Origin of the sequence: Streptomyces sp. NPDC056224, assembly GCF_042267665.1 — a bacterium.
Classification (GTDB): Bacteria; Actinomycetota; Actinomycetes; order Streptomycetales; family Streptomycetaceae; genus Streptomyces.
On sequence record NZ_JBHJTK010000003.1, the window covers coordinates 296,839 to 322,982 of the forward strand.

The window sequence follows — 26,144 nt, forward strand, 5'->3', positions numbered from 1 at the left end:
GGGGCAACCCTTAGGGTGCCCTCATGGCGAAGAAATACGCGGCCCTGTTGCGCGGCATCAATGTCGGCGGGAGCAAGAAGGTCCCGATGGCGGAGCTGCGCTCCGTGCTGGAGGGGCTCGGCCACGGCGACGTGCAGACGTACCTGCAGAGCGGGAACGCCGTCTTCACCAGCACGGAGAAGGACCCGACGGTGCTCGCCCGCGAGCTGGAGGCGGCCATCGAGGACCACTTCGGCTTCCCCGTGCCGTGCCTGGTGACGGACGGCGCGTACCTGCGGGCCGTCGCCGGGGCCTGCCCCTTCCCGGCCGCCGAACTGGAGGGCAAGCAGCTGCACGCCACCTTCCTCTCCGAACAGCCCGGCGCCGAACGGTTCGCCGCGATCGACCGGGAGGCGTACCTCCCGGAGGAGTACCGGCTCGGCGACCGGGTCATCTACCTCTACACGCCGAACGGCCTGGGCCGCTCCGACCTGGCTCCGGTCCTGCTGAGGCCCTCCGTCCTCAAGGGCATCGACGCGACCAGCCGGAACTGGAACACCGTCGTGAAGCTCGTGGAACTGACGCGGGGCTGAGCGGGGGCGCGCCCCGGTCCGCCGGCGGACCGGCCGCTCCGGGTGGTTCCGGTCATTCTCCCGGTCCTCGGGCGGCCGGCGGTGGTCGCGCGCGGCGGGAGCGGGCTGATGAGGGGGTGGGGAGGGGGCCGGGGCCTTGCGCGGAACCGGCCAGAGAATTGCGGCCGGGCGCTGTTGGCCGTATCACACCCTTCCCGGTCCCAATCGTTCGTGATGGCATGTGCATGCCCAATTCAGGGCCGGTCCGCACGAATGGAGAAAATCGAGATGTTGCTCCGCAGACTTATTTCCGGCGCGGCCGTGGCGGCATTGTCGGCCGCGGCCCTGGCCGCACCCGCGCAGGCCGATGACGCGTCCACACCGCCCGGAAGAATTACGGTCGACGTGGTCGGAGTCAACGGCTCGGGGTGTCCGCAGGGGACCGCGGACGTGGCCGCGGCCTCCGACAACACCGCCTTCACCGTCACCTACAGCAACTACCTCGCCCAGGCGGGAGCCGACGCGGGCAGTACCGAGTTCCGGAAGAACTGCCAGCTCGCCCTCCGGATCCACGTGCCCCAGGGGTTCACCTACGCCATCGCCCGCGCCGACTACCGCGGCTTCGCCCACCTCCAGCGCGGGGCCTTCGGCCAGGAGCGCGCGAACTACTACTTCCAGGGCTCGGCGCAGACGGCCCGCACGACCCATCAGTTCAACGGTCCCTACACGGACAACTGGCAGGCGAGCGACCAGACGTCCTACGCCGACCTGGTCTGGGCGCCGTGCGGCGAGGAGCGCAACCTCAACGTCAACACCGAACTGCGCGTCTACGCGGGGACGTCGAACCCGCAGGCCCTGAGCTTCATGAGCATGGACTCGACGGACGGCAGCGTCAGCACGGTCTACCACTTCGAGTGGAAGGAATGCACCGCGGTCTGACGCCGGCAGTCCGGCACCGAGTGAGTGCAGGAACCCGACTCATGGTCAGGAGTGACAACGATGTCTCATTCCCTGTCTCGTACCCTGCTCACCATCGGCGCGGCCGCCGCGCTGATCGCCACGGCGACACCGGCCGGAGCGGCCGGTCCCGGCCCGCTGATCACGGCTCCGCCGGACAAGATCGTGATCGAGCTCGCCACGGTGAACGGATCCGGCTGCCGCGAAGGCACCGCCGAGGTGGCCGTCGCACCGGACAACACCGCCTTCACGGTCACCTACAGTGAATACCTCGCGCAGGTCGGCCCCGGCGCCCCGCCCACGGCATTCCGCAAGAACTGCCAGCTCAATCTCCGCGTGCACGTACCTTCTGGTTTCACCTACGCCATCGTCCAGGCGGACTACCGCGGATTCGCATTTCTGCAGCCCGGCGCCTGGGGTCAGGAACGGGCGAACTACTACTTCCAGGGAATGCCCCAGACTTCCCAGCGGACCCATCAGTTCAACGGGCCGCTCAACGACAACTGGCAGTCGAGCGACAAGACGGAGTATGCCGATCTCGTCTGGGCGCCGTGCGGAGAGAAACGCAACTTCAACATCAATACCGAACTGCGCGTGAATGCGGGCACGTCCAACCCGCAGACGGCCACCAGCTTCATGGCCATGGACTCCACGGACGCCAGCGTGAGCACCCTCTACCACCTCGCCTGGCAGGTGTGCCCGACCCCCTGAGAGGTCGTTTCCGCCCGTGAGCCGGTCCTGGGTGGCCGGCTGACCCCGACGCTGTCCCCCGTCCCGTCGGTCCGGGGCACGATCGGGTCGATCGCGCCCCCGGACCGACACCGGAGAGCGTCCCGCGCTAGACCGTCACGGGCGGTCCTGGGGACCATCCGCCGGGTACGGTGGCGCAGGCACCGCCGCCTCGTTGTAAGCCTTCCAGATCAGCGGCGGGAAGGCGCTGCCCCGCTCGGCATCCGGGCCGCCCACACCCTGCATGGGCAGCAGTTGTGGGACGTCGGGCTTCGTACGGAACATCGCGACCGAAGTGCTCAGGTCCGGCGTCGCGCCGATGAACCAGGCTGAGTTCATACGGTCGTTCGGACCGGTTTTGCCTGCCCAGGACGGGGCGGCCGGCCGGTCCTTCGGCGGTCCGACGGCGCTCCCGCCCACCTGACGGAGCGCCGCGCCCACGATCGAGGCTGCCTCGGAGCTCATCGCCCGCCGCGGTTTGGGTCGGCCCAAGCCGTCCACCGCGACGCCGTTCCGCTCGATCTTGGACACCGAGTAGGGCTCGGTGGCCCGGCCCTCATTGACGAAGGTCGTATAGGCGCTGGCCAGCCGGACGGCGCTGGGGGTGGAGGTACCGATGGAGAAGGTCGGTTCCAGCTTGGCCATGCTCTCCTCACGCAGTCCCGACGCGACCGCGAGCTCCTTGACCTTCTTCAGCCCGATCTTCTTGCCGGTCTCCACGAAGGGGGTGTGGGAGGAGTCCACCAGGGCCGAGTGGAGGTTCATGGATGCCATGGGCGCCCGTATCGGCGCGGGTTTCAGAGGGTCCGGATCAGCGCTCTCGGCGGAGCGTTCCCTGCCTTCGAGCTCCTTCTCCAGAGCGGCGGCGTACACGAAGGGTTTGAACGCCGAGGCAGCGGGGACGCCTGAGGTGTCCGCGTTGTTGGTGAAGTGTTCGATCGCATCCGAGCCGCCGTAGACCGCGACGATCGCTCCGTCCTTGGGGCGTATCGAGGCGGCGCCGACCTGCACGTGCTCGTCGTCCGCGCGGTTCTTCGGGTCCAGTCGGTCCGCACGTACCTGCTCGACGGCCTTGGTCAGCGCGAGGACCTTGTCCTTCTCGAAGGTGGTGTGAACGCTGTAGCCGCCGCTGGCCAGCTCCTTGCCCGTGATCCCGCTGCGGCTCTTGAGGTACTTGTTGGCGATGTCGACGAGGTAGCCGATCTGCCCGGCCTGACTGGTCGGCTTGACGGGAGGCTTCGGCTCGGGGAATTCCGTGTACTTCGCGCGTTCCTCGGCGCTCATCGTGCCCGTGCTGACCTGACGGTCCAGGATCCAGCTCCAGCGGTCCTCCGCGCGTTCGTGGTTGCCGGCGCTGAGGGACGGGTCAAAGCTTTCCGCGCCTTTGAGGACAGCGGCCAGCAGAGCTCCCTGACTGGGGTTCAGCTCCTTGGCGGGGATGCCGTAGTACGCGTATGAGGCTGCCTGGACGCCGTACGCGTCGCGGCCGAACCAAGAAGTGTTGAGATACCCCTCAAGAATCTCCGTCTTGGGCCGCCGGTTGCTGACCTTCAGGGAGAGGAAGAGTTCCTTGATCTTTCGCTCGACGGTCTGATCCTGGCTCAGATAGGTGTTCTTCACGTACTGCTGCGTGATCGTCGAGCCGCCCTGGGTCTCATCGCCCTTGACGATGTTGACAGCGGCGCGGCCGATGCCCGTCACGGAGACGCCCGAGTCCCTGTAGAAATCCGCGTTCTCCGCCGCGATGACGGCGCGCTGGACGGAATCGGGCACCTGGGAGAGCTTCACGTCCTGCCGGTTCACATCGCCGACGCTCACCATCCGGCTGCCGTCCGCCCAGTAGTAGACGGTGGCCTGCCGGCGCGCGGAGTCGTGCGCGTTCGGGATCTCGACCTTTAGGTAGACGGCGGTCAAGAGGCCGGTGAGGGCGCCGGCGAAGAGCAGGAACAAGCCGGAGGTCAGTTTCCAGGAGGGCATCCAGCGCCGCCAGCCCCGCCGGCCGTGCCTGGGGAAGTCGATGGGGCGGCGACGGGCCTTGCGGGCGGCTCTCCTACGGTTCTTCGCCCGGCCCGCGCGGCGCCGTGTGCGCTCCGGACCTTCCGACTGGTCCGGGCTTTCCACGGCGTCCGGACTTCCGGTGCGATCCGCGCGGCGTTTGTGGGGCAGCCTCATGGGGGATGCCAACCTCCTCGATCGCCGGTCGTCACCTCGGGGGCGGTGACGGACTCGGCGGAGAAGATGATCAGATCGCGTTCGAGGTTGGGCCTTTCATGAAATCTTCATGCGCGGCACGGGGCTTCAAGAGCTGTCCGGACAGGTCGGTGACGCGGCCGGCGTCGTGCCCCACCGGGAATCACCGGACGGTCGTCAACGCGTCCAGCAGCTCCAGCTCCCGTGGGGTGAGCCGGACCGACGCCGCGTCCAGGTTCTCCGCCAGGTGTGCGGGCGAACCCGTACCGGGAGTGGGGCACAGCACCGGCGAGCGGTGCAGCAGCCACGCCAGCGCCACCTGGCCCGGGCTCGCGCCGTGCGCCGCGGCCACCGCGCTGACGGCGGCTGCGCTCTCGCGGGTCAGGGCGCCGCTGCCCAGCGGGTAGTACGGGAGGAAGGCGATCCCGCGCGCTTCGCACAGCGCGAGCACCTCGGCCGAACCGCGGTCCAGCAGGTTGTACGCGTTCTGGACCGAGGCGACCGGGACCGACTCCACCGCCGCGCGCAACTGCTCGGCGGTGACCGTGTCGAGCCCGATGTGCCGGATCTTGCCCTCCGCCCGCAACCGGGCCAGCGCGCCCAGCTGTTCGGCCGCGGGAACCGAGGGGTCGAAGCGGTGCAGCTGGTACAGGCCGATCCGCTCCACGCGCAGCCGCCGCAGGCTCGCCTCGCACATCGCCCGCAACTGCTCGGGGCGCCCCGCCACGTGCCACTGATCGGGGCCGGTGCGCACCACCCCGCCCTTGGTGGCGACGACGAGCTGTTCCCCGTACGGGTGAAGGGCGTCGGCGATCAGCTCCTCGGCCAGGTCGGGGCCGTAGTTGTCGGCGGTGTCGATGAGGGTGACCCCGCGCTCCACCGCCGTGCGCAGGAGCTCCCGGGCCTCGGCGCGCCCGCCGCGCGGGCCCCAGTAGCCCGGGCCGACCAGGCCGCCCGTACCGAAACCGAGCCGCCGCACGGGCAGGTCCCCGCCGAGCGCGAATACCTGGTTCACCATGCCCCGACGGTAACGCGGGGCGCCGGATGTGCCAGGCTCGGGGGCATGCGTTACATCATCATCGGCGCGGGCGCGGTCGGCGCCACCATCGGCGGACGGCTCGCGGAGGCGGGCGGCGAGGTCGTCCTCGTCGCGCGCGGCGCGCACGCGGAGGCCCTGCGGGCGGACGGCCTGCGGCTCACGACGGCCGACGGGACCCGGACGCACCGGCTGCCCGTGGTCACCGGGCCGGCGGAACTGGGCGAACTGCGGCCGGACGACGTGCTGTTGCTGGCGGTGAAGACCCAGGACGCCGTCGCCGCGCTCGACGCGTGGGGCGACGCGGAGGTCGCGGGCGGCGGAACGGCGGCGCAGCGGCTGCCGGTGCTGTGCGCGCAGAACGGCGTGGAGAGCGAGCGCCTGGCGCTACGGCGCTTCGCACGGGTGTACGGGGTGTGCGTATGGCTGCCCTCCACGTTCCTGGAGCCGGGAGTGGTCTCGGCGCTGTGCGCGCCGCTGACCGGCATCCTGCACGTGGGCCTGGCGGCGGGCGGCACGGATGCCGTGTCCCGCGCGGTCGCGGCGGACCTCGGGAAGGCGGGGTTCGAGGCACCGGTGGTCGAGGACGTGATGCGGTGGAAGTACGCGAAGCTGCTGGGGAACCTGGGCAACGCGGTCCAGGCCACGACGGGCCCCGAGCCGGACGCCGCGAAGGCGGCGCTGCTGGGGCGGGCCGTCGGCGAGGCCAAGGCGGCCTTCGCGGCCGCGGGCATCGCGTACGCCTCGGAAGCCGAGCAGGCGGACGCGCGCGACGGCAAGGTGAACCAGCCGCCGGGGGTTCGGGGCGGGTCCTCGTGGCAGAGCCTGGCGCGGGGGACTGGGTCGGTGGAGGCGGACTACCTCAACGGCGAGATCTCCCTGCTGGGCCGGCTGCACGGGGTGCCGACGCCGGTCAACGACGTGCTGCGGCACGCGGCGAACATCTTCGCCCGCGAGGGCCTGCCGCCGGGCGCGATGTCCATCGCGGACCTGACCGCCCTCGCGGACGAGGCCGCGGCCCGGTCCCAGGCCCTGTCGTCGAAGTAGCGCCTGGCCCGCGACGCTCCCCCGGCTACCGCCGGGAGGTCCCCCGGGCACCGCACCGCACCTCGCCGTGTTGTCGGGGCGCCCGAGTACGTCCGGTACTCGGGCGCCCTCCGCCGTGCGGTGCACGGCACCGGACGCCGCGGGCCTGACCGACGCCACTGTGACGACAGGACCCGGCCCCCGGCCCCCGCCGCCGGGGATGAGTGGGCGCGGCTCGAAGACCGGGGCTCGGCCCCCGCCCCCGCGCTTCGAACGCCGGAGGGGCTGGACTCGGCCGATGCCGTCCGCCTGGCTCGGCGGCTGGACCGCCCGTCGGCGCAATGACGGCCCCGTCGGCGTTCGAGGCGCGGGGTGGAGCCCGGGACGAGGCGGGTCGGGCCGTGAGGGGGGATCAGCCCTGTTCAGCCACGTCCGCGAGCGGGGCGCGGGGCGAGCCCGGGACGCGGCGGTGTCGTGGCTGAGGCGCGGCTACGCCGACAGGGCCGGTCGGCGGGCCGGGGCCGAGACGGCGGCGTCGAAGCGGCGCAGCAGGAGGCGGGCCAGTTCCGGGGCCGCGCCCAGGACCGGGGCGATCACGTCCGCGCCCGCGGCTTCGGCGCCCGCCGTGATGCGGTCCGGGAGCCGCCCCGGGGCGATGACGTAGGGAGCCACCGCCACCCGGGCGAAGCCCTCGCCGCGCAGGGCCCGTACGGCGTCCTCCGTACGGGAGAACCCCGCGGGAAAGGCTCCGGAGGCGAACGCAGGCCGCACGGCGCACCAACCGGTGCGCCGCCACTCCCGCGCGGTTTCAGCGATCGCTGCGATCGCCTCCGGGTCTGTGGAACCGGCGGACGCGAGCACCACCGCGGTGGTGGCGCGGTCCGCCGGGGTGAGTCCGGCCTCGGCCAGCCGGCGTTCCAGGGCCGAGACGAGGAGCGTGGACGGGCCGAGGACATCGGCCACCCGGACCGCCAGCCCCGGCAGCCGGGCCGTCGACTCGGCCAGCGCCGCCGGGACGTCGGACTTCGCGTGGAACGCCCGGGTGAGCAGGAGCGGGAGCGCCACGACGTCCCGCACGCCCGACAGGTACAGCGAGGACAGGGCCTGCCCCACGGACGGGGTGTTGAAGTCGAGGAAGGCCGTCTCCACCCGCAGGCCGGGCCGCAGTGCCCGGGCCCGGCCGACGAGGGCGTGCACGGTCGCCGCGTGCCGCGGGTCGCGGCTGCCGTGGGCGATGACCAGAAGTGCCGGTGCGGGGGACACGGGACTCACTTGACCAGCAGGCCGCGGCTGCGCAGCACCCAGCGCTCGACCGGGCTGAAGATCAGCAGGTCGATGGCGATGCCGACCACGAGGATCAGGATGATCGCGAGGAACACGCCCGGCAGGTCGATGTTGTTGCGGCCGTTCTCCAGCAACTGGCCGAGGCCCAGGCCCAGGTCGGGGGAGCTGGCGATGATCTCGGCGGCCATCAGGGAGCGCCAGGAGAAGGCCCAGCCCTGCTTGAGACCGGCCAGGTAGCCCGGCAGCGCGGCCGGCATGACGACGTGCCGCGCCCCGCTCAGCCCGGTGGCCCCCAGGGTGCGGCCGGCCCGGAGGTAGAGGGGCGGGATCTGGTCGATGCCGGAGACGAGGCCGTTGGCGATGGACGGGACGGCGCCCAGCAGGATCACCGTGTACATCATGGCGTCGTTGAGGCCGAACCAGAGCACCGCCGGGGGCACCCAGGCGACCGAGGGCAGGGACTGCAGGCCCTGCAGGATCGGGCCGATCGCGGCGCGGACGAACTTCACCCGGGCGACCAGCAGACCGAGCGGGGTGCCGATGGCCAGGGCCAGCAGGAAGCCCAGCAGACCGCGCGACACGCTGGTCCAGATGACCTCCAGGAGCGTGCCCTTGAGCCACATGTCGGACAGGCTGTCCCACACGGCGGACAGCGCGGGGAGCTTGGTCTCCTCGGCCACCTTCGCCGAGACGAGGATCTGCCAGACCAGCAGTACGAGGCCGACGGCCAGGAACGGCGGCAGGACCTTCTTGACGAAGATCTCGCGGACCGGCGTGCGGTGCGTCTGGACCGCGTCCAGGGCGTCCAGGCCGGCCTCCAGGCCCGCCAGGTCGTCCTGCTTGCCCTTGGCCGTGCTCTTCGGGGCGGTGTCAGTGCTGGCCATGGCGGCGGATCTCCCCACGCAGGTGTTCAGTGATCTCAAGGGACAGTTCCGCGACGTCCGCGTCCTCGATGCGGCGCGGCTGCGGGATGTCCACGGTCCATTCCTTCGCGATCCGGCCGGGCCGCGAGGAGAGCAGGACCACGCGCTGGGCGAGGCGCACGGCCTCGCGGACGTTGTGCGTGACGAAGAGGACCGACAGGTGCGTCTCGGCCCAGATGCGGGTGAGTTCGCCGTGCAGTACGTCCCGGGTGATGGCGTCGAGCGCGGCGAACGGCTCGTCCATCAGCAGGAGCTGGCTGTCCTGGGCGAGCGCGCGGGCCAGGGCCACGCGCTGGCGCATGCCGCCCGACAGCTCGTGCACGCGCTTGCCGTACGCGCCGCCGAGCCGGACCAGCTCCAGCAGCCGCTCGGCCTCGGGCCGGCGGTCGGCCTTGGGTACCCCGCGCAGGCGCAGGGCGAGTTCGATGTTCTTCCCCGCGGTCAGCCACGGGAAGAGGGCGTGCTCCTGGAACATGAGCGCCGGACGGCCGCCGGGGGTCTCGATGGCCCCCGCGGACGGCTTGTCCAGACCCGCGACCAGGTTCAGCAGGGTGGACTTGCCGCACCCCGAGGCCCCCAGGATGGTGACGAACTCTCCGGGAGCGACATCGAGGCTGATGTCGTCCAGGACGAGCTGCGATCCGCCCGGGCCGGAGAAGGACTTCGAGACGCGCTCGATGCGCGCGGCGTGCGTCTGCTCCGCTGCGATGCCCTCGGCAGCCTTGGCGAGCGTGGTGGCCATGGTCGTCACCTCCTGGGGATGCTGGTTACGGGTTACTTGGCGCCGAGACCGGCGTCGGCGACCTCGGGCTTGCCCGCGGCCTTCAGGACCTTGTTCAGCAGCCTCAGGTCGTAGATGCCGACCAGGTCGGGCTGCTCGATGAGCTTGGCCTTGACCGCCCACTCGGACTGGGTCCTCAGCGTCGTCGCCAGCGGGTCGTCGGTGATCGCGATGCTCGGCCACGCCGGGTCGATGACCTTGGCGTCGAGTGCCTTGCCGCTCTCCGCCTGCAGCTTCGCGTTCGCGGACGCCTTCGCCCGGTCCGGGTTCGCGTTGATCCACTCGTTGGTCTTCACCGTGCCCGTGAGTACGGCCTCGACGACGTCCGGGTGCTCCTTGAGGAACTTCTGCGACACGATGACGTTCGTGATCACGAACTTCTTGTCGGGCCACAGGGCGGTCTCGTCGAGGAGGACGGAGCCGCCGTCGGAGACGAGCTTGGAGGCCGTGGGCTCCGGCACCCAGGCGCCGTCGATCGAGCCCTGCTTGAAGGCGTCCGGGGTGACCTTGTTGTCCGTCCGGACGACGGAGACGTCGCCCTTGCCGGACTCCGGGTCGACCGTCCAGCCCTTTTCGGAGATCCAGTTGAGGAACGCGACGTCCTGCGTGTTCCCCTTCTGCGGGGTGGCGATCTTCTTGCCCTTGAGGTCGTCCAGGGTCTTGATCTTGTCCGGGTTCACGACCAGCTTGACGCCGCCGGAAGCGGAGCCGGAGACGATCCGCAGGTTGGTCCCCTTGGACTTCACGTAGGCGTTGATCGACGGCGAGGGGCCGATGAAGCCGATGTCGAGAGAGCCGCCGTTGAGCGCCTCGATCTCGGACGGACCGGCGTTGAAGGACTGCGGCTTGATCGTGGTGCCGCCCAGTTCCTTCTGGATCAGGCCTTCCTGGAGGCCGACCAGGGCGGTGGCGTGCGTCAGGTTCGGGAAGTACCCGATGCGGACCTCGGAGGCGGAGAGCTTCTTGCCGTCGGTCGCGGCGTTGGCCGTCTTGTCGCCCTTGTCGGCGGGCTCGTCCGCCTGGGAGCCGTAGCCGCAGGAGGCGAGTGCGCCGATCAGCAGCGGCAGGGCGGCGGCGACAAGGCCGCGGCGCAGGGTCGTGCGGGTGGCGATACCGGTGGCAGGCACGGGAGGACTTCCTCTCGTGACGTGGTCATCTCATGACGCACGTCTTCGTCTGTGGAGCAGGGGCGGGTACGGCTCGTGGGGGGTGTGGGCGCGCATGCGGTGCGCGTACGTCATCGCGCACATCGCGCCACCCCTCCCTGGCCGCTGCCGAGGGCGCCGCTGCCCACGCGGCCGCCCTCCTTCGCGAAGGTGGAGTAGATGTCGGCAAGCATGATCTAGAAGTCCCACCCTTCTTCGTCGGCCTGAACGGTCGTCTCGGCCTTGGAGGCGAAGGACTCGCCGGCCATGCCCGCCGCGAGGGTGGTGCCGTCGGCCGGGTCGATCAGCAGGAAGGACCCGGTGCGGCGCGAGTCGGCGTACGCGTCGAGCGCGAGCGGCTCGGCGGTCCGTACGACGACGAGGCCGATGTCGTTGGCGACGAGCTGCCCGGGGTTCGGGTGCTGGGACAGGTCGTCCAGGGTCAGCCGCGAGGGGATCTCCTTGACGATCGCCTTGACCGTGCGGGTGGTGTGCTTGAGCAGCACCCGTGCACCGACGGCCAGCGGCTGGTCCGCCACGTGGCAGACCGTCGCGACGACGTCCTGGGTGGTGGCGGGGGCGCTCGCGGACGGGGCGATCAGGTCGCCGCGCGAGATGTCGATGTCGTCCGCCAGACGCACCGTCACCGACTGCGGCGCCCAGGCGATGTCCACGGACCCGCCGAGCGCGTCGATGCCGGCGATGGTGCTGGTGCGGCCCGAGGGCAGGACGGAGACGGGCTCGCCGACGCGCAGCACGCCGGAGGCGATCTGGCCGGCGTAGCCGCGGTAGTCGGGGTGCTCGGCGGACTGCGGGCGGATCACGTACTGCACGGGGAAGCGGGCCGGGCAGGCGGTGAGGTCGTGGCTGACCGGGACGGTCTCCAGGTGCTCCAGCACCGTCGGGCCGCCGTACCAGTCCATGTGCGAGGAGGGCTCGACCACGTTGTCCCCGGCCAGCGCCGAGATCGGGATCGCAGTGATCTCCGGAACGCCCAGGTCGGAGGCGTACGCGGTGAACTCCTCGGCGATCGCCGCGAAGACCTGCTCCCGGTAGCCGACGAGGTCCATCTTGTTGACGGCCAGGACCACGTGCGGGACGCGCAGCAGGGCCGCGACGGCGGCGTGCCGACGGGTCTGCTCGATCACGCCGTTGCGGGCGTCGACCAGGACCACGGCCAGGTCGGCGGTGGACGCGCCGGTGACCATGTTCCGGGTGTACTGCACGTGCCCGGGGGTGTCGGCGAGGATGAACCGGCGCCGGGCCGTCGCGAAGTAGCGGTAGGCGACGTCGATGGTGATGCCCTGCTCGCGTTCGGCCCGCAGGCCGTCGGTGAGCAGCGCGAGGTCGGGGGTGTCCTGGCCGCGCTGGGCGGAGACGGCCTCGACGGCCTCCAGCTGGTCGGTCAGGACCGACTTGGAGTCGTGCAGCAGGCGGCCGACCAGGGTGGACTTGCCGTCGTCGACGGAACCGGCGGTCGCGAAGCGCAGCAGGGTGGTCGCCGCGAGGTCGGCGAACTGCTCGGTAGTGGAGGTCATGTCTAGAAGTACCCTTCGCGCTTGCGGTCTTCCATCGCGGCCTCGGACATCTTGTCGTCGGCGCGGGTCGCACCCCGCTCGGTGAGCCGGGAGGCGGCGATCTCGGTGATCACGGCGTCCAGCGTGGTGGCGTCGGAGTCGACGGCGCCGGTGCAGGACATGTCGCCGACGGTGCGGTAGCGGATGAGGCGCCTCTGGGTGCTCTCGCCCTCCTTCGGGCCGCCCCACTCGCCGGCCGTCAGCCACATCCCGTTCCGCTGGAAGACCTCGCGCTCGTGGGCGAAGTAGATCTCCGGGAGCTCGATGCCCTCGCGGGCGATGTACTGCCACACGTCCAGCTCGGTCCAGTTCGACAGCGGGAACACGCGGACGTGCTCGCCGGGGGCGTGGCGGCCGTTGTAGAGCTGCCACAGCTCCGGGCGCTGACGGCGCGGGTCCCACTGGGAGAACTCGTCGCGCAGGCTGAACACCCGTTCCTTGGCGCGGGCCTTCTCCTCGTCGCGGCGGCCGCCGCCGAACACGGCATCGAATCTGAGGCTCTGGATCGCCTCGGTCAGGGGGACGGTCTGCAGCGGGTTGCGGGTCCCGTCGGGGCGCTCGCGCAGCTTGCCCGCGTCGATGTACTCCTGTACGGACGCCACGTGCAGGCGCAGGCCGTGCTTCGCCACGGCCCGGTCGCGGTACTCCAGCACCTCGGGGAAGTTGTGGCCCGTGTCCACGTGCAGCAGCGTGAACGGCACCGGCGCCGGCGCGAACGCCTTCAGCGCCAGGTGCAGCATCACGATCGAGTCCTTGCCGCCGGAGAACAGGATCACCGGCCTCTCGAACTCGCCCGCCACCTCGCGGAAGATGTGCACGGCCTCCGATTCGAGGGCGTCGAGGTGCGACAGCGCGTACGGCGCGGCGGTCTCGTCGTGGACGTGTGCGACGGTGGCCGTCATGCCAGACCCCTCTCGGTGAGCAGCGCGTGCAGGGCCGAAGCCGACTCCTGCACGGACTGCGTGTGCGACTCGATACGGAGGTCCGGGGACTCCGGTGCCTCGTACGGGTCGTCGACCCCGGTCAGACCGGAGATCTCGCCCGCCGCCTGCTTGGCGTACAGGCCCTTCACGTCACGCTCCGAGCAGACCTCGACCGGGGTGGCCACATGGACCTCCAGGTACGAGGTGCCCTCGGCGGCGTGCCGCTTGCGGACGGCCTCACGGCTGTCCGCGAACGGCGCGATCACCGGCACCAGCGCCTTGACGCCGTTGCTCGCGAGGAGTTCGGCGACGAAGCCGATCCGCTGCACGTTGGTGTGCCGGTCCTCGCGGCTGAAGCCGAGGCCGGCGGAGAGGAACTCGCGGATCTCGTCCCCGTCGAGCACCTCCACACGGTGGCCCTCGGCGCGCAGCCGCTCGGCCAGCGCGTAGGCGATGGTGGTCTTGCCCGCGCTCGGCAGCCCGGTCAGCCACACGGTGGCGCCCTGGTCGCTCACGCTCATCTGCTCCGTCTCCGTAAGTTCTTCGCTCGTCGTCATCAGCCGTGCAGTCCGCACTCGGTCTTGCCGCGCCCGGCCCAGCGGCCGGCCCGCGCGTCCTCGCCCTCCGCCACGCGGCGGGTGCAGGGAGCGCAGCCGACGGAGGCGTAGCCGTCCATCAGCAGCGGATTGGTCAGCACCCCGTGCTCGGCCACGTACGCGTCCACGTCGTCCTGGGTCCAGCGGGCGATCGGCGAGATCTTGACCTTCTGCCGCTTCGCGTCCCAGCCGACGACCGGGGTGTTCGCCCGGGTCGGCGACTCGTCGCGGCGCAGGCCCGTCGCCCACGCGTCGTACGCGGTCAGGCCCTCTTCGAGCGGCTTGACCTTGCGCAGCGCGCAGCACAGGTCGGGGTCGCGGTCGTGCAGTCTCGGGCCGTACTCCGCGTCCTGCTCGGCGACCGTCCGGCGCGGGGTGAGGGTGATGACGTTGACGTCCATCACCGCCTCCACCGCGTCGCGGGTGCCGATGGTCTCCTCGAAGTGGTAGCCCGTGTCGAGGAAGACCACGTCCACGCCGGGGAAGGCGCGGGACGCCAGGTGGGCGACGACCGCATCCTCCATGGAGGAGGTCACGGCGAACTTCTTTCCGAAGGTCTCGGCCGCCCAGGTGAGGATCTCCAGCGCGGTGGCGTCCTCCAGGTCGCGGCCGGCCTGCTCGGCCAGCTCCTGGAGCGTCGCGGCCTTGAGGGCCGCAGTCTTGAGACTCGCGTCTTGAGCAGTGGTCATATCTCGTCCCCTCCAGCGGTGTCGGACCGAACGCCCCGGGCCAGCAGCCCGAGGTACTTCAGCTGGAAGGCCCGGTTGCAGGCCCTGCATTCCCAGGCTCCGTGGCCCGTCTCGTGGGGAAACAGGTCCTCGTCGCCGCAGTACGGGCAGTAGAAAGGTGCGGCGCGCTCGCTCACGAGAGGCTCTTCTCGTCCGCGCGGGCGACCCACGCCGCGAAGCGCTCGCCGTCCTCGCGCTGCTCCTCGTAACTCCTGACGACCCGCTCGACGTAGTCGGGCAGACCGGCGGAGGTGACCTTGAGGCCGCGGACCTTGCGACCGAATCCGGCCTCCAGGCCGAGGGCGCCGCCCAGGTGGACCTGGTAGCCCTCCACCTGGTTGCCGTCGTCGTCCAGGACCAGCTGGCCCTTGAGACCGATGTCCGCCACCTGGATACGGGCGCAGGCGTTCGGGCAGCCGTTGATGTTGATGGTGATCGGCTCGGCGAAGTCCGGCAGGCGGCGCTCCAGCTCGTCGATCAGCGAGGCGCCGCGCGCCTTGGTCTCGACGATGGCCAGCTTGCAGAACTCGATGCCCGTGCAGGCCATCGTGCCGCGGCGGAACGGGGACGGGTTGACCCGCAGGTCCAGCGCCTCCAGGGCCGCGACCAGCGACTCGACCCGGTCGGCCTCGACGTCGAGGACGATCATCTTCTGCTCGGCGGTGGTGCGCAGGCGGCCGGAGCCGTGCTGCGCCGCGACGTCCGCGATCTTGGTGAGGGTGGTGCCGTCCACACGGCCCACGCGGGGCGCGAAGCCGACGTAGAAGCGGCCGTCCTGCTGCTGGTGGACGCCCACGTGGTCGCGCCACTGGCCGCTGGGCTGCTCGGGCGCGGGGCCGTCGGTCAGCTTGCGCTTCAGGTACTCGTCCTCCAGCACCTGGCGGAACCTGGCCGGGCCCCAGTCCGCGACGAGGAACTTCAGGCGGGCGCGGGTGCGCAGCCGGCGGTAGCCGTAGTCGCGGAAGATCGAGATGACGCCCTCGAACACGTCGGGAACCTCGTCGAGCGAGACCCAGGTGCCCAGGCGCACACCGAGCTTGGGGTTGGTGGACAGGCCTCCGCCGACCCAGACGTCGAAGCCGGGGCCGTGCTCGGGGTGGTTGACGCCCACGAACGCGATGTCGTTGATCTCGTGCGCCACGTCGAGCAGCGGCGAGCCGGAGACCGCGGACTTGAACTTGCGGGGCAGGTTGGAGAAGGCGGGGTTGCCGACGATGCGGCGGTAGATCTCGTCGATGGCGGGGGTGCCGTCGATGATCTCGTCCCGGGCGATGCCGGCGACGGGGGAGCCGAGGATGACGCGGGGCGTGTCACCGCAGGCCTCGGTCGTCGAGAGGCCCACGGCCTCCAGGCGGCGCCAGATCTCCGGGACGTCCTCGATCCGGATCCAGTGGTACTGCACGTTCTGCCGGTCGGTGAGGTCCGCCGTGCCGCGCGCGAACTCCTGCGAGATCTCGCCGATGACGCGGAGCTGCTCGGTGGTCAGCCGGCCGCCGTCGATGCGGACGCGCAGCATGAAGTACTCGTCGTCCAGCTCCTCCGGCTCCAGGATCGCGGTCTTGCCGCCGTCGATCCCGGGCTTGCGCTGGGTGTAGAGCCCCCACCAGCGCATACGGCCGCGCAGGTCGTTGGGGTCGATCGAGTCGAAGCCCGTCTTGGAGTAGATCGTCTCAATGCGTGTCCGCACGTTGAGACCGTCGTCGTCCTTCTTGAACTGCTCGTTGCCGTTGAGGGGCGTGTGGTGTCCGACGGCCCACTGGCCCTCGCCGCGGTGACGGCCGGTCTTGCGGCGCGCGGCGGCTGCGGAAGCCGCGGCTGCGGGCGTTTCGGGGGTGGCGGCCATGGCGGTACGTCCTTCTTCGGCGGCTCAAGGCAAGGGCAGGGGGAGGCGGCGGCGCGGCGTGACCCCTGGACTCCGAGCGGGTGCGGCTGATTCCCGCTCCCTGCCGGGGTGGCCGGCGGGCAGGGCGGTACATCGGCCTCAGGGGGCTAACGGGTGATCGCGGCGTCCGCGGCGGCGGGGACGGCGGCGATGTGCGGCGTGGCTGGTTCCGTCAGCGCGCCGGACAGATGGCGCTGGACATGCGGCCGAGATCGACGTGCCGCCGACTCACCAAGGCAATTCCAGCTCCATTCATGGCGGAAGCGTGTCATGTGCCTCTTGGAGGAGTCCACTACTGTCCACGATCCGGACGAAGTCGTCCCGAATGATGGGATGACGTGACGGGGGTCACGTGCCGGGGCGAAGGTGCGCCGCCGTGACCGCCGGGTCCACGCCGCGGGGTCGGGGGCGCGGGGTCGGGCGCGGCGGGGCCACGCTGCGGGTCGGGGCGCGGGGTCGGGGGCGGCGGGTTTGGGGCGGCGCCCGGACCCCGCGGCGCCGGACGCCGAGGGGGCGGGTTCCGAAAGGGACGGCCTAAGCGCCCGGCCAGGGGCCCGGGGTCGGGGTGTCCTGCTTGGTCTCCGTCTCCGTGTGGAAGACCTTGAAGCCGCGGCGCAGGTAGTTGTCCATCGCGGTCGGACCGTCCTGGCTGCACGTGTGCAGCCAGACCCGGCGGGTCGGCTCGCGGTCCGGCCAGCGCTCGGCGAGGTCCCACGCACGGGCGATGCCCACCGACAGCAGGTGCCCGCCGATGCGGCGACCGCGGAAGTCCGGCAGCAGCCCGAAGTAGATGATCTCCACCACGCCGTCGGCCTGCGGGTCGAACTCGACGTAGCCCGCCGGCGTGCCCCGGTCGTACGCCACCCACGTCTCCACGCCCGGCCGGTCCAGCTGCTCCACCCACTGCGCGCGGGTCAGGGACAGCCGGTCCGTCCAGTGGATGTCACCGCCCACCGAGGCGTACAGGAAGCGGCTGAACTCGGGGGAGGGGACCTCCGCCCGGGCGATGGTGATCTCCGGGCCCGGGGCGGTCGCGGGTATCAGGTCCTCCGGGGAGGTCATTTCCAGGGACCACGTGGTGAGGGCGATGGTGCTCATGCACGTCAGGGAATCACATCCCCCAGCCGCCGCTCCGGGGTCCCCCGGGCGCCGTCCCCGCCAGGCGGCCCCGGATCACCGCCGGGGCGGTGGAGTGGGGGAGCAGCGCGGCGGGGTCCTCGGGGCGGATCAGCTCCACCTCCACGTCGTCCGCGAAGCGGTACGGCCGGTGGGTCAGCACCCCCGCGAGGTTGCGGCGCACGCGGGACATCTCGGCGCGGACCGTCACCGTGCGCGTCGGGTCCCCGAACAGCTCCCCGGACAGCTCGGCCGCCGAGCGGCCCCGGGGGCTCTCCGCCAGCAGGAACAGCAGCTCCGCATGGCGCGGGCTCAGCTCCTGCGACCAGCTCCCCGCGGCCCCGTACACGGTCGCCGACCAGGACCCGGGCCGGCTGAGGTCGAGCACGACCCTGGTCGCGCCCGTGTTCGCACGGTCCTGCGCGACCCTCAGCAGCCAGCCGCCGGGCAGCGGCTCCACCGCGCAGTCGCCGAGCTGCGGCACCCACACCCGCCCCGGGCCGAAGGCCTTCGGCAGCGGAACGCGGTCCACGGGCGCCAGCCCCGTCACGGCCGCAGTCCAGCCGTTGGGGTCCACGGCGAGCGCGCGCCCGGCCAGCCGGGCCAGCAGCGGGGCCGCCACCGCCCGCAGCCGCTCCAGCGACTCCAGGTGCCGCACCCGCAGCTCCCGCTCCGCGAGCCGGGCCACCGAGCTCACCCAGGCCAGGGTCGCCGGGTGCATGGTGGCCAGCGGCCCGCTCACGTCGACCACGCCGAGCAGCCGGCCGTCCCGCGGGTCCCGTACGGGCGCCCCCGCGCAGGTCCAGTCGTGGTGGCTGGAGACGAAGTGCTCCGCGGAGAAGACCTGGACCGGCCGCCGGGTCACCAGCGCGGTGCCCACCCCGTTCGTGCCGACCACGGCCTCGTCCCAGTCGGCCCCCACCCCGAAGCCGAGCCGGTCCGCCATGCGCAGGATGGAGGAGTGGCCCTCCCGCCACAGCAGCCGCCCCTCGGCGTCGGCCACGACCATGATGTGCAGGGCCCCGTCCAGCGCGGGCAGCAGGCCCTCCCGCAGCACCGGGAGGACCTCCCGCAGCGGCGACTCGTGCCGCCGCTCCTCGGTCTCGGCGGCCGACAGCATCCGCGAGCGCGCGTCCCGGTCCGGGTGCACCCCGCCCGCCAGCATCCGGCGCCAGGATTCGGCGATCTCCGGCCGCGGCGCGGCCGGCGGGCGGTCCCCGGCCAGCGCGGCCGCCCGTACGCCCTTGAGCAGACGCGCGGCCTCCCGCGCGTCCATGGCCGAGATGCGGGCCGCGTCGACCGTACTGCCGGTGGTGTCGGCCATCGGAACCTCCCCGTGCGAACAGGACGTGCGACGGAAGCCGCCGGGGCGGCTGCCGACTCAAAGGTTGCAACGGTATGCAACTCTCGCCAAGTCCCGTTCGTCCGACCGAAACTGTCCGGACGTCGCTGTGCGGCGTGACAGCTCCTCCTCGGGGCTTCTCGGATCAGGGGTGGTGCCGAGTCGGCGCGGCGCCATCCCTGTTCCCGGTCACGGGCCCGGATCCCGGTTGGGATCGGTCTGGGGACCGCAGGGGTGCCCGGCGGCCCCCGGCCTACTAGCCCGCGATCCGCGCCCGTTCCACGACCGTCCGCAGGTCCAGGCTGTGCGGCAGCGTGCCGAAGGCCGTGCCCCAGTCGCCGCCCAGCCGCGAGGCGCAGAACGCGTCCGCCACCTCGGGCGGGGCCCACCGGACCAGCAGCGACCCCTGCAGCACCAGGGCCATGCGCTCCACCACGCGGCGGGCCCGGGCCTCGATGCCGTCCAGGTCGGCGAGGTCCGTCAGCAGGTCCTTGATGGCCGAATCCAGCCGGTGGTCCGCGCCCCGGGCCAGCCCGACCTCCTGGAGGAAAGCATTCAGCGCCTGGGGCTCCCGCTGGAGGGCGCGCAGCACGTCCAGGGCCTGGACGTTGCCCGACCCCTCCCAGATGGAGTTGAGCGGCGATTCGCGCAGCAGTCTCGGCAGCCCGGACTCCTCGACGTAGCCGTTGCCGCCCAGACACTCCAGGGCCTCCGCCACCATCGGCGTACAGCGCTTGGTCACCCAGTACTTGGCGGCCGGCACGGCGAGGCGCAGGAAGGCCCGCTCCTGCTCGGTCCCGGCGTCGTAGGCGGCCGCGAGCCGCAGGGTCAGGGTGGTGGCCGCCTCCGACTCCAGGGCGAGGTCGGCGAGGACGTTGCGCATCAGGGGCTGGTCGATGAGCGGTGCTCCGAAAGCGGAGCGGTGCTCTGTATGGTGCACGGCCTGTGTCAGCGCCTGCCGCATCAGCGAGGCCGAGCCGATGACACAGTCCAGCCGGGTCGCCGCGACCATCTCGATGATGGTCCGCACCCCCCGGCCCTCCTCGCCCACGCGCCGCGCCCAGGTCCCGTCGAACTCCACCTCGCTCGACGCGTTCGACCGGTTCCCCAGCTTGTCCTTCAGCCGCTGGATGGCGAAGACGTTGCGGGTGCCGTCCGGCAGCACCCGGGGCACCAGGAAGCAGGTCAGCCCTCCCGGCGCCTGCGCCAGCACCAGGAAGCCGTCGCACATCGGCGCCGAACAGAACCACTTGTGCCCGGTCAGCAGGTACTCGCCGGAGGCGTCCAGCGGCACCGCGGCCGTGGTGTTCGCCCGTACGTCGCTGCCGCCCTGCTTCTCCGTCATTCCCATGCCGAACAGCACACCGGCCTTCTCGGCGGCCGGCCGCAGCCCCTCCTCGTACACGTGCGAGGTCAGCCGGGGCTCCCACTCGGCGGCGAGGGACGGGTCGGCCCGCAGCGCCGGTACGGCCGCGTGCGTCATCGAGACCGGGCAGCCGTGCCCCGCCTCGGCCTGGGACCACACGAAGAACCCGGCGGCCCGGCGCAGGTGGCCGGCCGGGCGCCCCCAGGCGTCGGTGAGCCCGGAGGTCACCGCCTTCCCGAGCAGCCGGTGCCAGGCCGGATGGAACTCCACCTCGTCGATCCGGTTCCCGTACCGGTCGTGCGTCCGCAGCTTCGGCGGATTCTCGTTCGCCTGCGCACCCCACTCCTGGGCCTGCGCGGAGCCCGCCGAGCGCCCGAGGAGGGTGAGCTCGTCCCGGACCTCCCCGACGAGTCCGGGGTCCGCGGAGGCGAGGTGCCGCTCCACGCCCTCGGTGAGGGCCCGGTCGCCCCCGTAGACGTCGTGGCCCACGAGGGGCGGGGCCTGATTGCTGACTGTGTGGGTGGTGGCTGCCATGCGGATACCGTAAGGACGTGCAGCCAGCAAAAGAAACACCCGAGCGGATCCTCGGACGCCATGGACGGCTCCACCGGGCCCGCGCCCTCTACCGCAACGTCTCGAAGCGGAAGATGGGCTGGCTGCTGCTGAAGGACACCGTCAACTCGTGCATCGAGTACCGGATCCTCGGGCTCGCGGCCGAGGCGGCCTTCTTCACGCTCCTCTCGCTGCCCCCGCTCTTCCTCGGCCTGCTCGGCCTCCTCGGCTATGTGGACGGCTGGACGGACACCCGCACCGTCGAGAGCATCGAGGAGAACATCCTGCGGGCGGTCGGCACCGTCCTGTCGGACCGGGGCGTCAACGACATCGCCCGACCGCTGCTCGACGACGTCACCGGACGCGGCCGCCCCGACCTGATCTCGCTCGGCTTCGCCTTCGCCCTGTGGTCGGGCTCGCGCGCGGTCAACGTCTTCATCGACACCATCACCGTGATGTACGGGCTCGACGGGCAGCGCGGCATCGTCAAGACCCGGCTGCTGGCCTTCCTGTTGTACGTGATCGCCCTGCTGATCGGCGCGATCGTGCTGCCGCTGATGGTGGTCGGACCCGACGCGGTGGTCCGGCTGGTGCCCTGGGGCACCGAGGTGATCGCCATCCTGTACTGGCCGACGGTGACCCTCCTGTCGATCGCCTTCCTGACGACGCTCTACCACGTGTCGGTACCGGTGCGCTCGCCCTGGATCGAGGACGTGCCGGGTGCGTTGGTGGCCCTGGCCATGTGGGTGCTCGGTTCGTTCCTGCTGCGCATCTACCTGACCAACACCGTGGAGGGTCCGACGATCTACGGATCACTGGCCGCGCCGGTGGCGGTGCTGCTGTGGATCGGAATCTCGGCCTTCGCGGTCCTCGTCGGCGCGGCCGTCAACGCGGCGATCGACCGGGTCTGGCCCTCGGTGGCCACGGCGGCGGCCCGCGAGGCGAACGAGCGGGCCCGCGAGGCGCAGGCCGCCGAGCTGATCGCGCGGGCCGCGGCCTGGCGGGCGATGGCGGAGGGCGAGTCGGAGGACGACGAGGACGACGGGATGCCGTCCGAGTTTCCCGAGCGGTGGTCGAAGTTCCTGCCGCCGGAGGACTACTCGTCGCGGCTGCGCAAGCACTGACAGCCCTCCCGGCCCGGGCGGGTGTACGGGCGGAGGAGGCCCCGGGCGCGGCCGCGGCCGGCCGTCAGGGGAGGGTGGCCTGCGGCGCGGGCTCGGCCGCGGGCTCCGTCGCGGGTGCGGGGACGGGAACTCCCCGGGCCCGGAGCCGCGGCGCCGGAGACCGTCTCGGCCGCGCCCGACCCCGAAGGCGCCCCGACGGCCCCCGAGCCCTGCAGGCCCCGACGCACTGCTGCCGGGCGCGCCGGGGCCCACCGGGCGGTTGCGGGTTCTCGGAGCCGTCGCGGGGCCCGGGGCGCCCCGGGGGCTTGGAGGTGGGGGCGCGGCGGCCGGGAGCCGGGTGGCGGGTGGCGCTGCGTACGGTCGGCGTGCCCGGCGTGCCCGGCGTGCCCGGCGTGCCCGGCGTGCCCGGCGTGGCCGGGGCCGGCCCTGCGGGCGAAGAGCGGTGCCGCGCAGCCGTCCGGGTCGAGGACCACGGCGTAGCGCCGGCCCCGGAAGGGGGGCCCGGGGCTTCAGGCGCCCGGTGTACCCCGCATCGGTCAACCCGGCGCCCAGCGCGTCCACCCCGGCGGGGGAGCGGCACACGAAAGCCTGCGCCGCGCGGCCGTCGCCGGGGGGCCGGGCCCGGGCGGGCCGAAACGGGCGGTGGTCTCCTCCGGCCCCCCCCGGTCCGCAGCCCCCGGGCAGGGCGGCTCCGACCTGCGGCTGAACGAAACGGGCACCCTCCGACCGGCACGCGGGCGAGCCCTCAGCCCCGTCGCCGCAAGGCCACCGCAGCGCACGCCAGCGCGAGCGGCAGTTCGGCGCCCGCCGCCAGCAGCAGCGCCATGCCCTGCTGACCGGTCCCGAGCGAGGTCGTGACGTCGAACCAGGCGTCCATCGCCAGCAGCGCGGCGGTCGCCGCGGCCACCGCCGACGCGCGGGGATCCCCCCGGCGCAGCAGCAGGCCCGTCCCGGTCAGCCCGGCGGCCAGCATCAGGTCCAGTCCGATCCACGCGGTGGCCCAGTTCGGGACCTCGGCCGTCTGCGGCACGGTCTTCGCCAGCACCAGCATCCACGGCACCAGCGCCACCCCCGCGCCGGTGAACAGGCCGGCCGTGCGAGGGGTGCGCCAGGCGCGGGCCTGCGGGGCGACAAATGCCATGGCGGCGGGTCTCCTTCCGTCCCGGCGGACCGTCCCCGGGCACACCACCACCCTCGTCGGCCGGCCCCGCCGCGGTCACTCACACCACTGTCCGAAGCCGGGGTGGTGCCAGGACCACCCCCCGGCGGGCACCAACGTGATGGCATGCCCCTGACCAGGACGATTACCGTACGGACATGGCAACTCCCGGCGCACCGAGGCGTACGTACACCTGGATCGCGGCGCACACACCGTGGTCGGCGTGGGCCCGGCGCAACACGACCTTCACCGTGGCCGCGATCCCGCCGGCCCTGCCCGCCCTCCTCGGCCTCACGTACGCGGCCCTCGCGCCCGGTCGCAGCCCCGTCCCGCTGGTCCTGGTCCTGGCCCTCTGCCCGCTGCTCACCACGCTCCAGCGCAGCCGCTTCTGGGCGCTGCTCGGCCTCGACGTGCCGGAGATCGTGCGGGAGCGCAGCTGGTGGACCCCGCGCGGACTGGCCGAACGGCTGCGCTCGGAGGCCACCTGGCGGCAGTACGGCTACCACCTCCTGGTCAGCCCGCTCGCCGCCGCGGCCGGGGCGCTGGTGGTCCTCATCTGGGCCTGCGGCGCAGCCGGCGCGTCCGTCTACGCCTGGTGCTGGATCCTGCCCGCGGACACCCGTACCCCGGGCTGGACCGGCGAGTACGACCTCGTCACCACCGCCGGCGTCCTGCTGCTGCTCGCCGCGCCCTGGGCGGCCGCCCTCGCGGCCCGCCTGGACGCGTCGGCGGCGGCCGCCCTCCTCGGCCCCAACCGTTCCCGGGAACTGGAGCGGCGGGTCGAGGACCTCGCGGAGAGCCGGGCCGGTGTCCTGGACGCCGCCGACCTCGAACGCCGACGCATCGAACGGGACTTGCACGACGGCGCCCAGCAGCGCCTCGTCGCCCTCGCCATGAACCTGGGCATCGCCCGCGCCACCCTCACCGACCTGCCGCCCGAGGCCAAGGCCGTCATCGACGAGGCCCACCGCGAGGCGAAAGAGGCCATCGAGGAACTGGGCAGCCTGGTACGGGGCCTGCATCCGGCCGTACTGGAGGACCGCGGGCTCGACGCGGCGCTCTCCGGGATCGCTGCCCGCGCCCCCTTCCCCGTCGAACTGACCGTGGACATCGGGACCCGGCCGGGCGCCACCATCGAGGCCGTCGCCTACTTCGTGGTCTCCGAGACCCTCGCCAACGTGGCCAAACACGCCCGCGCCGAACGGTGTTCGGTGCGGGTCGTACGCGACCTCGCGCCGGGCGGGGCCGGCCGCCGCGGGGACCTGCTGCGCGTCACCGTCACCGACGACGGGGTGGGCGGAGCCGACCCGGCGGGCGGCACCGGCCTGGTCGGCCTGCGCAAACGCGTAGGGTCGGTCGACGGAACCATCATGATCCACAGCCCCCTCGGGGGCCCGACCGTCATCACCGTGGAGCTGCCGTGCGCGCTGTGATCGCCGAGGACTCCGTCCTCCTGCGCATAGGACTCGTCAAGGTCCTCGAAATGGCCGGATTCGAGGTGGCCGCCGAGACCGGCGACGCCGAGGGTCTGCTCGCCGCCGTCGAGGAACACCGCCCCGACCTCGCGCTCGTCGACGTGCGGATGCCACCCGGCTTCACCGACGAGGGAGTCCGGGCGGCCCTGATGATCCGCCGGCAGAGCCCCGGTACCGCGGTGCTGCTGCTCTCCCAGTACGTGGAGGAGCGGTACGCCGCCGAGCTGCTGGCCGCCCAGAGCGGCTCCGGCATCGGCTACCTGCTCAAACAACGGGTCGCGGACGTCGAGGAGTTCATCGACGCGCTGCGGCGCGTGGCCTCCGGCGGCACGGCGCTCGACCCGCAGGTCGTCGCCCAGCTCCTGCTGCGCCGGGGCGGCGGACCGGACCCCCTGGAGCGCCTCACCCCGCGCGAGCGCGAGGTGCTGGCCCTGATGGCGGAGGGCCGCTCCAACGCCGGGATCGCGGCCGAACTCGTCGTGAGCGAGAGCGCGGTGGCCAAGCACATCAACAACATCTTCGCCAAGCTCGACCTGCCCCCGGCCGACGGCGACCACCGCCGGGTCCTCGCCGTCCTGCGCTTCCTGGACGGCACTCCGTGACCGCGGCTCAGGACCCGGCCACGGGATCACCTTCTGGTCCGGCTCCGGCTTCCCTCCGGGCTCCGTCGCGGGACCGGCCGGGGCAGCGGCCGGCGTGGACCGTCGCCGCGCTGCTCAGCGCGTTGCTCGTCCTCACGCCGGTCATCTGGCAGGCCCGGGCGTACGGAACCGTGCACAGCCTCGTCCTGGAGGGCGGCAGCGGCGGCCGGCCCGTGACCGCCCTGCAGATCGTGGGCGGTGACTCCGACGTCACCGTCACCCCCCGCGGGGACCAGGAGGTCGGCTACCGCGCCGAGCTCAGCTGGGCGCTCAAGGCGCCCACCATCGAGCAGAGCTGGCTCGGCGACACCCTGCGACTGACCCCGCACTGCCCCGGCGCGGGCTCCTGGGTGACCGCCGGGTCCGGCTGCTCGGTCAGGCTGCAGGTGACCGTACCCGCGGGCATCCCGGTGACGGTGACGGCCGACGGCGGCCGGGTCTCCCTCAGCGGTCTGGGCGGCGACGTCGACGCGCGGGTCGACTCCGGCCAGATCGACATCAGCGCCCTGCGGGGCGACCTGCGCGCGGAGATCGGCTCCGGGCACCTGCGGGCCGCCGGCCTCACCTCGGCCCGGGCCGACATCCGCGTCGGGTCCGGCAACGCAGACACGACCTTCACCGCCCCGCCGGACCGGTTGACCGCCCGCGTCGGCTCCGGCCACACGGTCCTCACCGTGCCCCGGGCCACCCGCTTCCGGGTCCACTGCGAGGCCCGAGCGGGCCGGTGCGAGGTGCCGGACGCCCTGCGCGACCCCGGCTCGCCCCGCACGCTGGACATCGAGGCGGCCTCGGGCCGCGCCGAGGCCTCGTACCCGGGCGGCCCGTAGAACCCCGTACGGGAGGCGGAATACGGGAGGCGGAAAAAGAATTGGCGTGCGCGTGAGAGGACTTGTTACGGTGGATCCGTTCCCGCCGACCGGTGCGGAACCGCCAGCACGTGCATGACCCGGAGGTGAGTTCATTGATGACTGTCGTCGCGCAGGGCGCTGCCCGCACTCAGAAGACCATCAATGTCACTTCCGTGGTCTCCGGCTGACCTCA

Annotated in this window: 25 protein-coding genes; 8 read left to right on the forward strand and 17 right to left on the reverse strand. The window is 72.3% G+C overall.

Annotated elements, in window-relative coordinates; translation table 11 throughout:
- Positions 1 to 23 precede the first annotated feature (23 nt).
- From ACFCZ1_RS06965 to ACFCZ1_RS06975, 3 genes are all read left to right on the forward strand, one after another.
- Positions 24 to 572, forward strand: a complete 549-nt coding sequence (locus ACFCZ1_RS06965) for a DUF1697 domain-containing protein (RefSeq protein WP_376677332.1) — start codon at positions 24 to 26, stop codon at positions 570 to 572.
- Positions 573 to 839: 267 nt separating this feature from the next.
- Positions 840 to 1,490 carry a DUF4360 domain-containing protein gene (locus tag ACFCZ1_RS06970; RefSeq protein ID WP_376677333.1) on the forward strand — a complete coding sequence of 217 codons (651 nt, stop codon included), beginning with the start codon at positions 840 to 842 and terminating at the stop codon, positions 1,488 to 1,490.
- Between the two features lie 60 nt (positions 1,491 to 1,550).
- Positions 1,551 to 2,219, forward strand: coding sequence for a DUF4360 domain-containing protein (locus tag ACFCZ1_RS06975; RefSeq protein WP_376677334.1), 669 nt, complete (start codon positions 1,551 to 1,553; stop codon positions 2,217 to 2,219).
- Between the two features lie 135 nt (positions 2,220 to 2,354).
- Here ACFCZ1_RS06975 and ACFCZ1_RS06980 read toward each other — a convergent pair whose 3' ends face one another.
- Positions 2,355 to 4,409, reverse strand: a complete 2,055-nt coding sequence (locus ACFCZ1_RS06980; RefSeq protein WP_376677335.1) for a transglycosylase domain-containing protein — start codon at positions 4,407 to 4,409, stop codon at positions 2,355 to 2,357.
- A 181-nt stretch (positions 4,410 to 4,590) separates the two neighbouring features.
- Entirely contained in the window at positions 4,591 to 5,445 is an 855-nt protein-coding gene (locus tag ACFCZ1_RS06985) for an aldo/keto reductase (protein ID WP_376677336.1), read from the reverse strand.
- A gap of 45 nt (positions 5,446 to 5,490) precedes the next feature.
- On the opposite strand from ACFCZ1_RS06985, the gene ACFCZ1_RS06990 reads away from it, so the two are divergent.
- The gene (locus tag ACFCZ1_RS06990; protein ID WP_376677337.1) at positions 5,491 to 6,510 is read left to right on the forward strand and encodes a ketopantoate reductase family protein; all 1,020 of its coding nucleotides are present in this window, start codon (positions 5,491 to 5,493) and stop codon (positions 6,508 to 6,510) included.
- Between the two features lie 468 nt (positions 6,511 to 6,978).
- Here ACFCZ1_RS06990 and ACFCZ1_RS06995 read toward each other — a convergent pair whose 3' ends face one another.
- The 14 genes from ACFCZ1_RS06995 to ACFCZ1_RS07060 form a co-directional block, all read right to left on the reverse strand.
- The gene (locus tag ACFCZ1_RS06995; RefSeq protein WP_376677338.1) at positions 6,979 to 7,752 is read right to left on the reverse strand and encodes a sirohydrochlorin chelatase; all 774 of its coding nucleotides are present in this window, start codon (positions 7,750 to 7,752) and stop codon (positions 6,979 to 6,981) included.
- Between the two features lie 5 nt (positions 7,753 to 7,757).
- Complete coding sequence (locus ACFCZ1_RS07000) at positions 7,758 to 8,657, reverse strand: ABC transporter permease (RefSeq protein ID WP_376677339.1); 900 nt, start codon at positions 8,655 to 8,657, stop codon at positions 7,758 to 7,760.
- Positions 8,644 to 9,438: an ABC transporter ATP-binding protein gene (locus ACFCZ1_RS07005; RefSeq protein ID WP_376677340.1), complete on the reverse strand. Its 795-nt coding sequence runs from the start codon at positions 9,436 to 9,438 to the stop codon at positions 8,644 to 8,646. The genes ACFCZ1_RS07000 and ACFCZ1_RS07005 overlap by 14 nt, the downstream gene beginning before the upstream one ends.
- Positions 9,439 to 9,470: 32 nt before the next feature.
- The gene (locus ACFCZ1_RS07010) at positions 9,471 to 10,604 is read right to left on the reverse strand and encodes an ABC transporter substrate-binding protein (protein ID WP_376677341.1); all 1,134 of its coding nucleotides are present in this window, start codon (positions 10,602 to 10,604) and stop codon (positions 9,471 to 9,473) included.
- Positions 10,605 to 10,819: 215 nt separating this feature from the next.
- Positions 10,820 to 12,160 (reverse strand): sulfate adenylyltransferase subunit 1, encoded by a 1,341-nt coding sequence (locus tag ACFCZ1_RS07015; RefSeq protein WP_376677342.1) that lies wholly within the window; start codon positions 12,158 to 12,160, stop codon positions 10,820 to 10,822.
- 2 nt (positions 12,161 to 12,162) lie between these two features.
- Positions 12,163 to 13,101, reverse strand: coding sequence for a sulfate adenylyltransferase subunit CysD (gene cysD / locus ACFCZ1_RS07020; RefSeq protein WP_376677343.1), 939 nt, complete (start codon positions 13,099 to 13,101; stop codon positions 12,163 to 12,165).
- Positions 13,098 to 13,643, reverse strand: coding sequence for an adenylyl-sulfate kinase (gene cysC, locus ACFCZ1_RS07025; protein ID WP_215148038.1), 546 nt, complete (start codon positions 13,641 to 13,643; stop codon positions 13,098 to 13,100). Before cysC ends, cysD begins: the two co-directional genes overlap by 4 nt.
- A gap of 35 nt (positions 13,644 to 13,678) precedes the next feature.
- The gene (locus tag ACFCZ1_RS07030) at positions 13,679 to 14,407 is read right to left on the reverse strand and encodes a phosphoadenylyl-sulfate reductase (protein WP_376677344.1); all 729 of its coding nucleotides are present in this window, start codon (positions 14,405 to 14,407) and stop codon (positions 13,679 to 13,681) included.
- Complete coding sequence (locus tag ACFCZ1_RS07035) at positions 14,404 to 14,583, reverse strand: hypothetical protein (RefSeq protein ID WP_360896096.1); 180 nt, start codon at positions 14,581 to 14,583, stop codon at positions 14,404 to 14,406. Before ACFCZ1_RS07035 ends, ACFCZ1_RS07030 begins: the two co-directional genes overlap by 4 nt.
- Entirely contained in the window at positions 14,580 to 16,289 is a 1,710-nt protein-coding gene (locus tag ACFCZ1_RS07040; RefSeq protein ID WP_376677345.1) for a nitrite/sulfite reductase, read from the reverse strand. Before ACFCZ1_RS07040 ends, ACFCZ1_RS07035 begins: the two co-directional genes overlap by 4 nt.
- Before the next feature lie 211 nt (positions 16,290 to 16,500).
- Complete coding sequence (locus ACFCZ1_RS07045) at positions 16,501 to 16,584, reverse strand: putative leader peptide (protein WP_312847410.1); 84 nt, start codon at positions 16,582 to 16,584, stop codon at positions 16,501 to 16,503.
- 278 nt (positions 16,585 to 16,862) lie between these two features.
- The gene (locus ACFCZ1_RS07050; RefSeq protein WP_376677346.1) at positions 16,863 to 17,426 is read right to left on the reverse strand and encodes a GNAT family N-acetyltransferase; all 564 of its coding nucleotides are present in this window, start codon (positions 17,424 to 17,426) and stop codon (positions 16,863 to 16,865) included.
- Positions 17,427 to 17,439: 13 nt separating this feature from the next.
- Positions 17,440 to 18,768 (reverse strand): GAF domain-containing protein, encoded by a 1,329-nt coding sequence (locus ACFCZ1_RS07055; protein WP_376677347.1) that lies wholly within the window; start codon positions 18,766 to 18,768, stop codon positions 17,440 to 17,442.
- 274 nt (positions 18,769 to 19,042) lie between these two features.
- Positions 19,043 to 20,686 carry an acyl-CoA dehydrogenase family protein gene (locus ACFCZ1_RS07060; RefSeq protein ID WP_376677348.1) on the reverse strand — a complete coding sequence of 548 codons (1,644 nt, stop codon included), beginning with the start codon at positions 20,684 to 20,686 and terminating at the stop codon, positions 19,043 to 19,045.
- A 17-nt stretch (positions 20,687 to 20,703) separates the two neighbouring features.
- On the opposite strand from ACFCZ1_RS07060, the gene ACFCZ1_RS07065 reads away from it, so the two are divergent.
- Positions 20,704 to 21,828, forward strand: coding sequence for a YihY/virulence factor BrkB family protein (locus ACFCZ1_RS07065; protein ID WP_376677349.1), 1,125 nt, complete (start codon positions 20,704 to 20,706; stop codon positions 21,826 to 21,828).
- A 745-nt stretch (positions 21,829 to 22,573) separates the two neighbouring features.
- Here the strand turns inward: ACFCZ1_RS07065 and ACFCZ1_RS07070 are convergent.
- On the reverse strand, positions 22,574 to 22,969 hold the full coding sequence (locus ACFCZ1_RS07070) for a hypothetical protein (RefSeq protein WP_376677350.1): 396 nt from the start codon (positions 22,967 to 22,969) through the stop codon (positions 22,574 to 22,576).
- A 176-nt stretch (positions 22,970 to 23,145) separates the two neighbouring features.
- Between ACFCZ1_RS07070 and ACFCZ1_RS07075 the strand changes: the two genes are divergently transcribed.
- Genes ACFCZ1_RS07075 through ACFCZ1_RS07085 form a run of 3 tightly spaced genes read left to right on the forward strand, consistent with a single transcriptional unit; the run spans position 23,146 to position 25,930 of the window.
- A complete protein-coding gene (locus tag ACFCZ1_RS07075) occupies positions 23,146 to 24,420 on the forward strand; it encodes a histidine kinase (protein WP_376677351.1) in 1,275 nt (424 codons plus the stop codon).
- A complete protein-coding gene (locus ACFCZ1_RS07080) occupies positions 24,408 to 25,064 on the forward strand; it encodes a response regulator (RefSeq protein ID WP_376677352.1) in 657 nt (218 codons plus the stop codon). The genes ACFCZ1_RS07075 and ACFCZ1_RS07080 overlap by 13 nt, the downstream gene beginning before the upstream one ends.
- A complete protein-coding gene (locus tag ACFCZ1_RS07085) occupies positions 25,061 to 25,930 on the forward strand; it encodes a hypothetical protein (RefSeq protein WP_376677353.1) in 870 nt (289 codons plus the stop codon). Before ACFCZ1_RS07080 ends, ACFCZ1_RS07085 begins: the two co-directional genes overlap by 4 nt.
- Positions 25,931 to 26,144 lie beyond the last annotated feature (214 nt).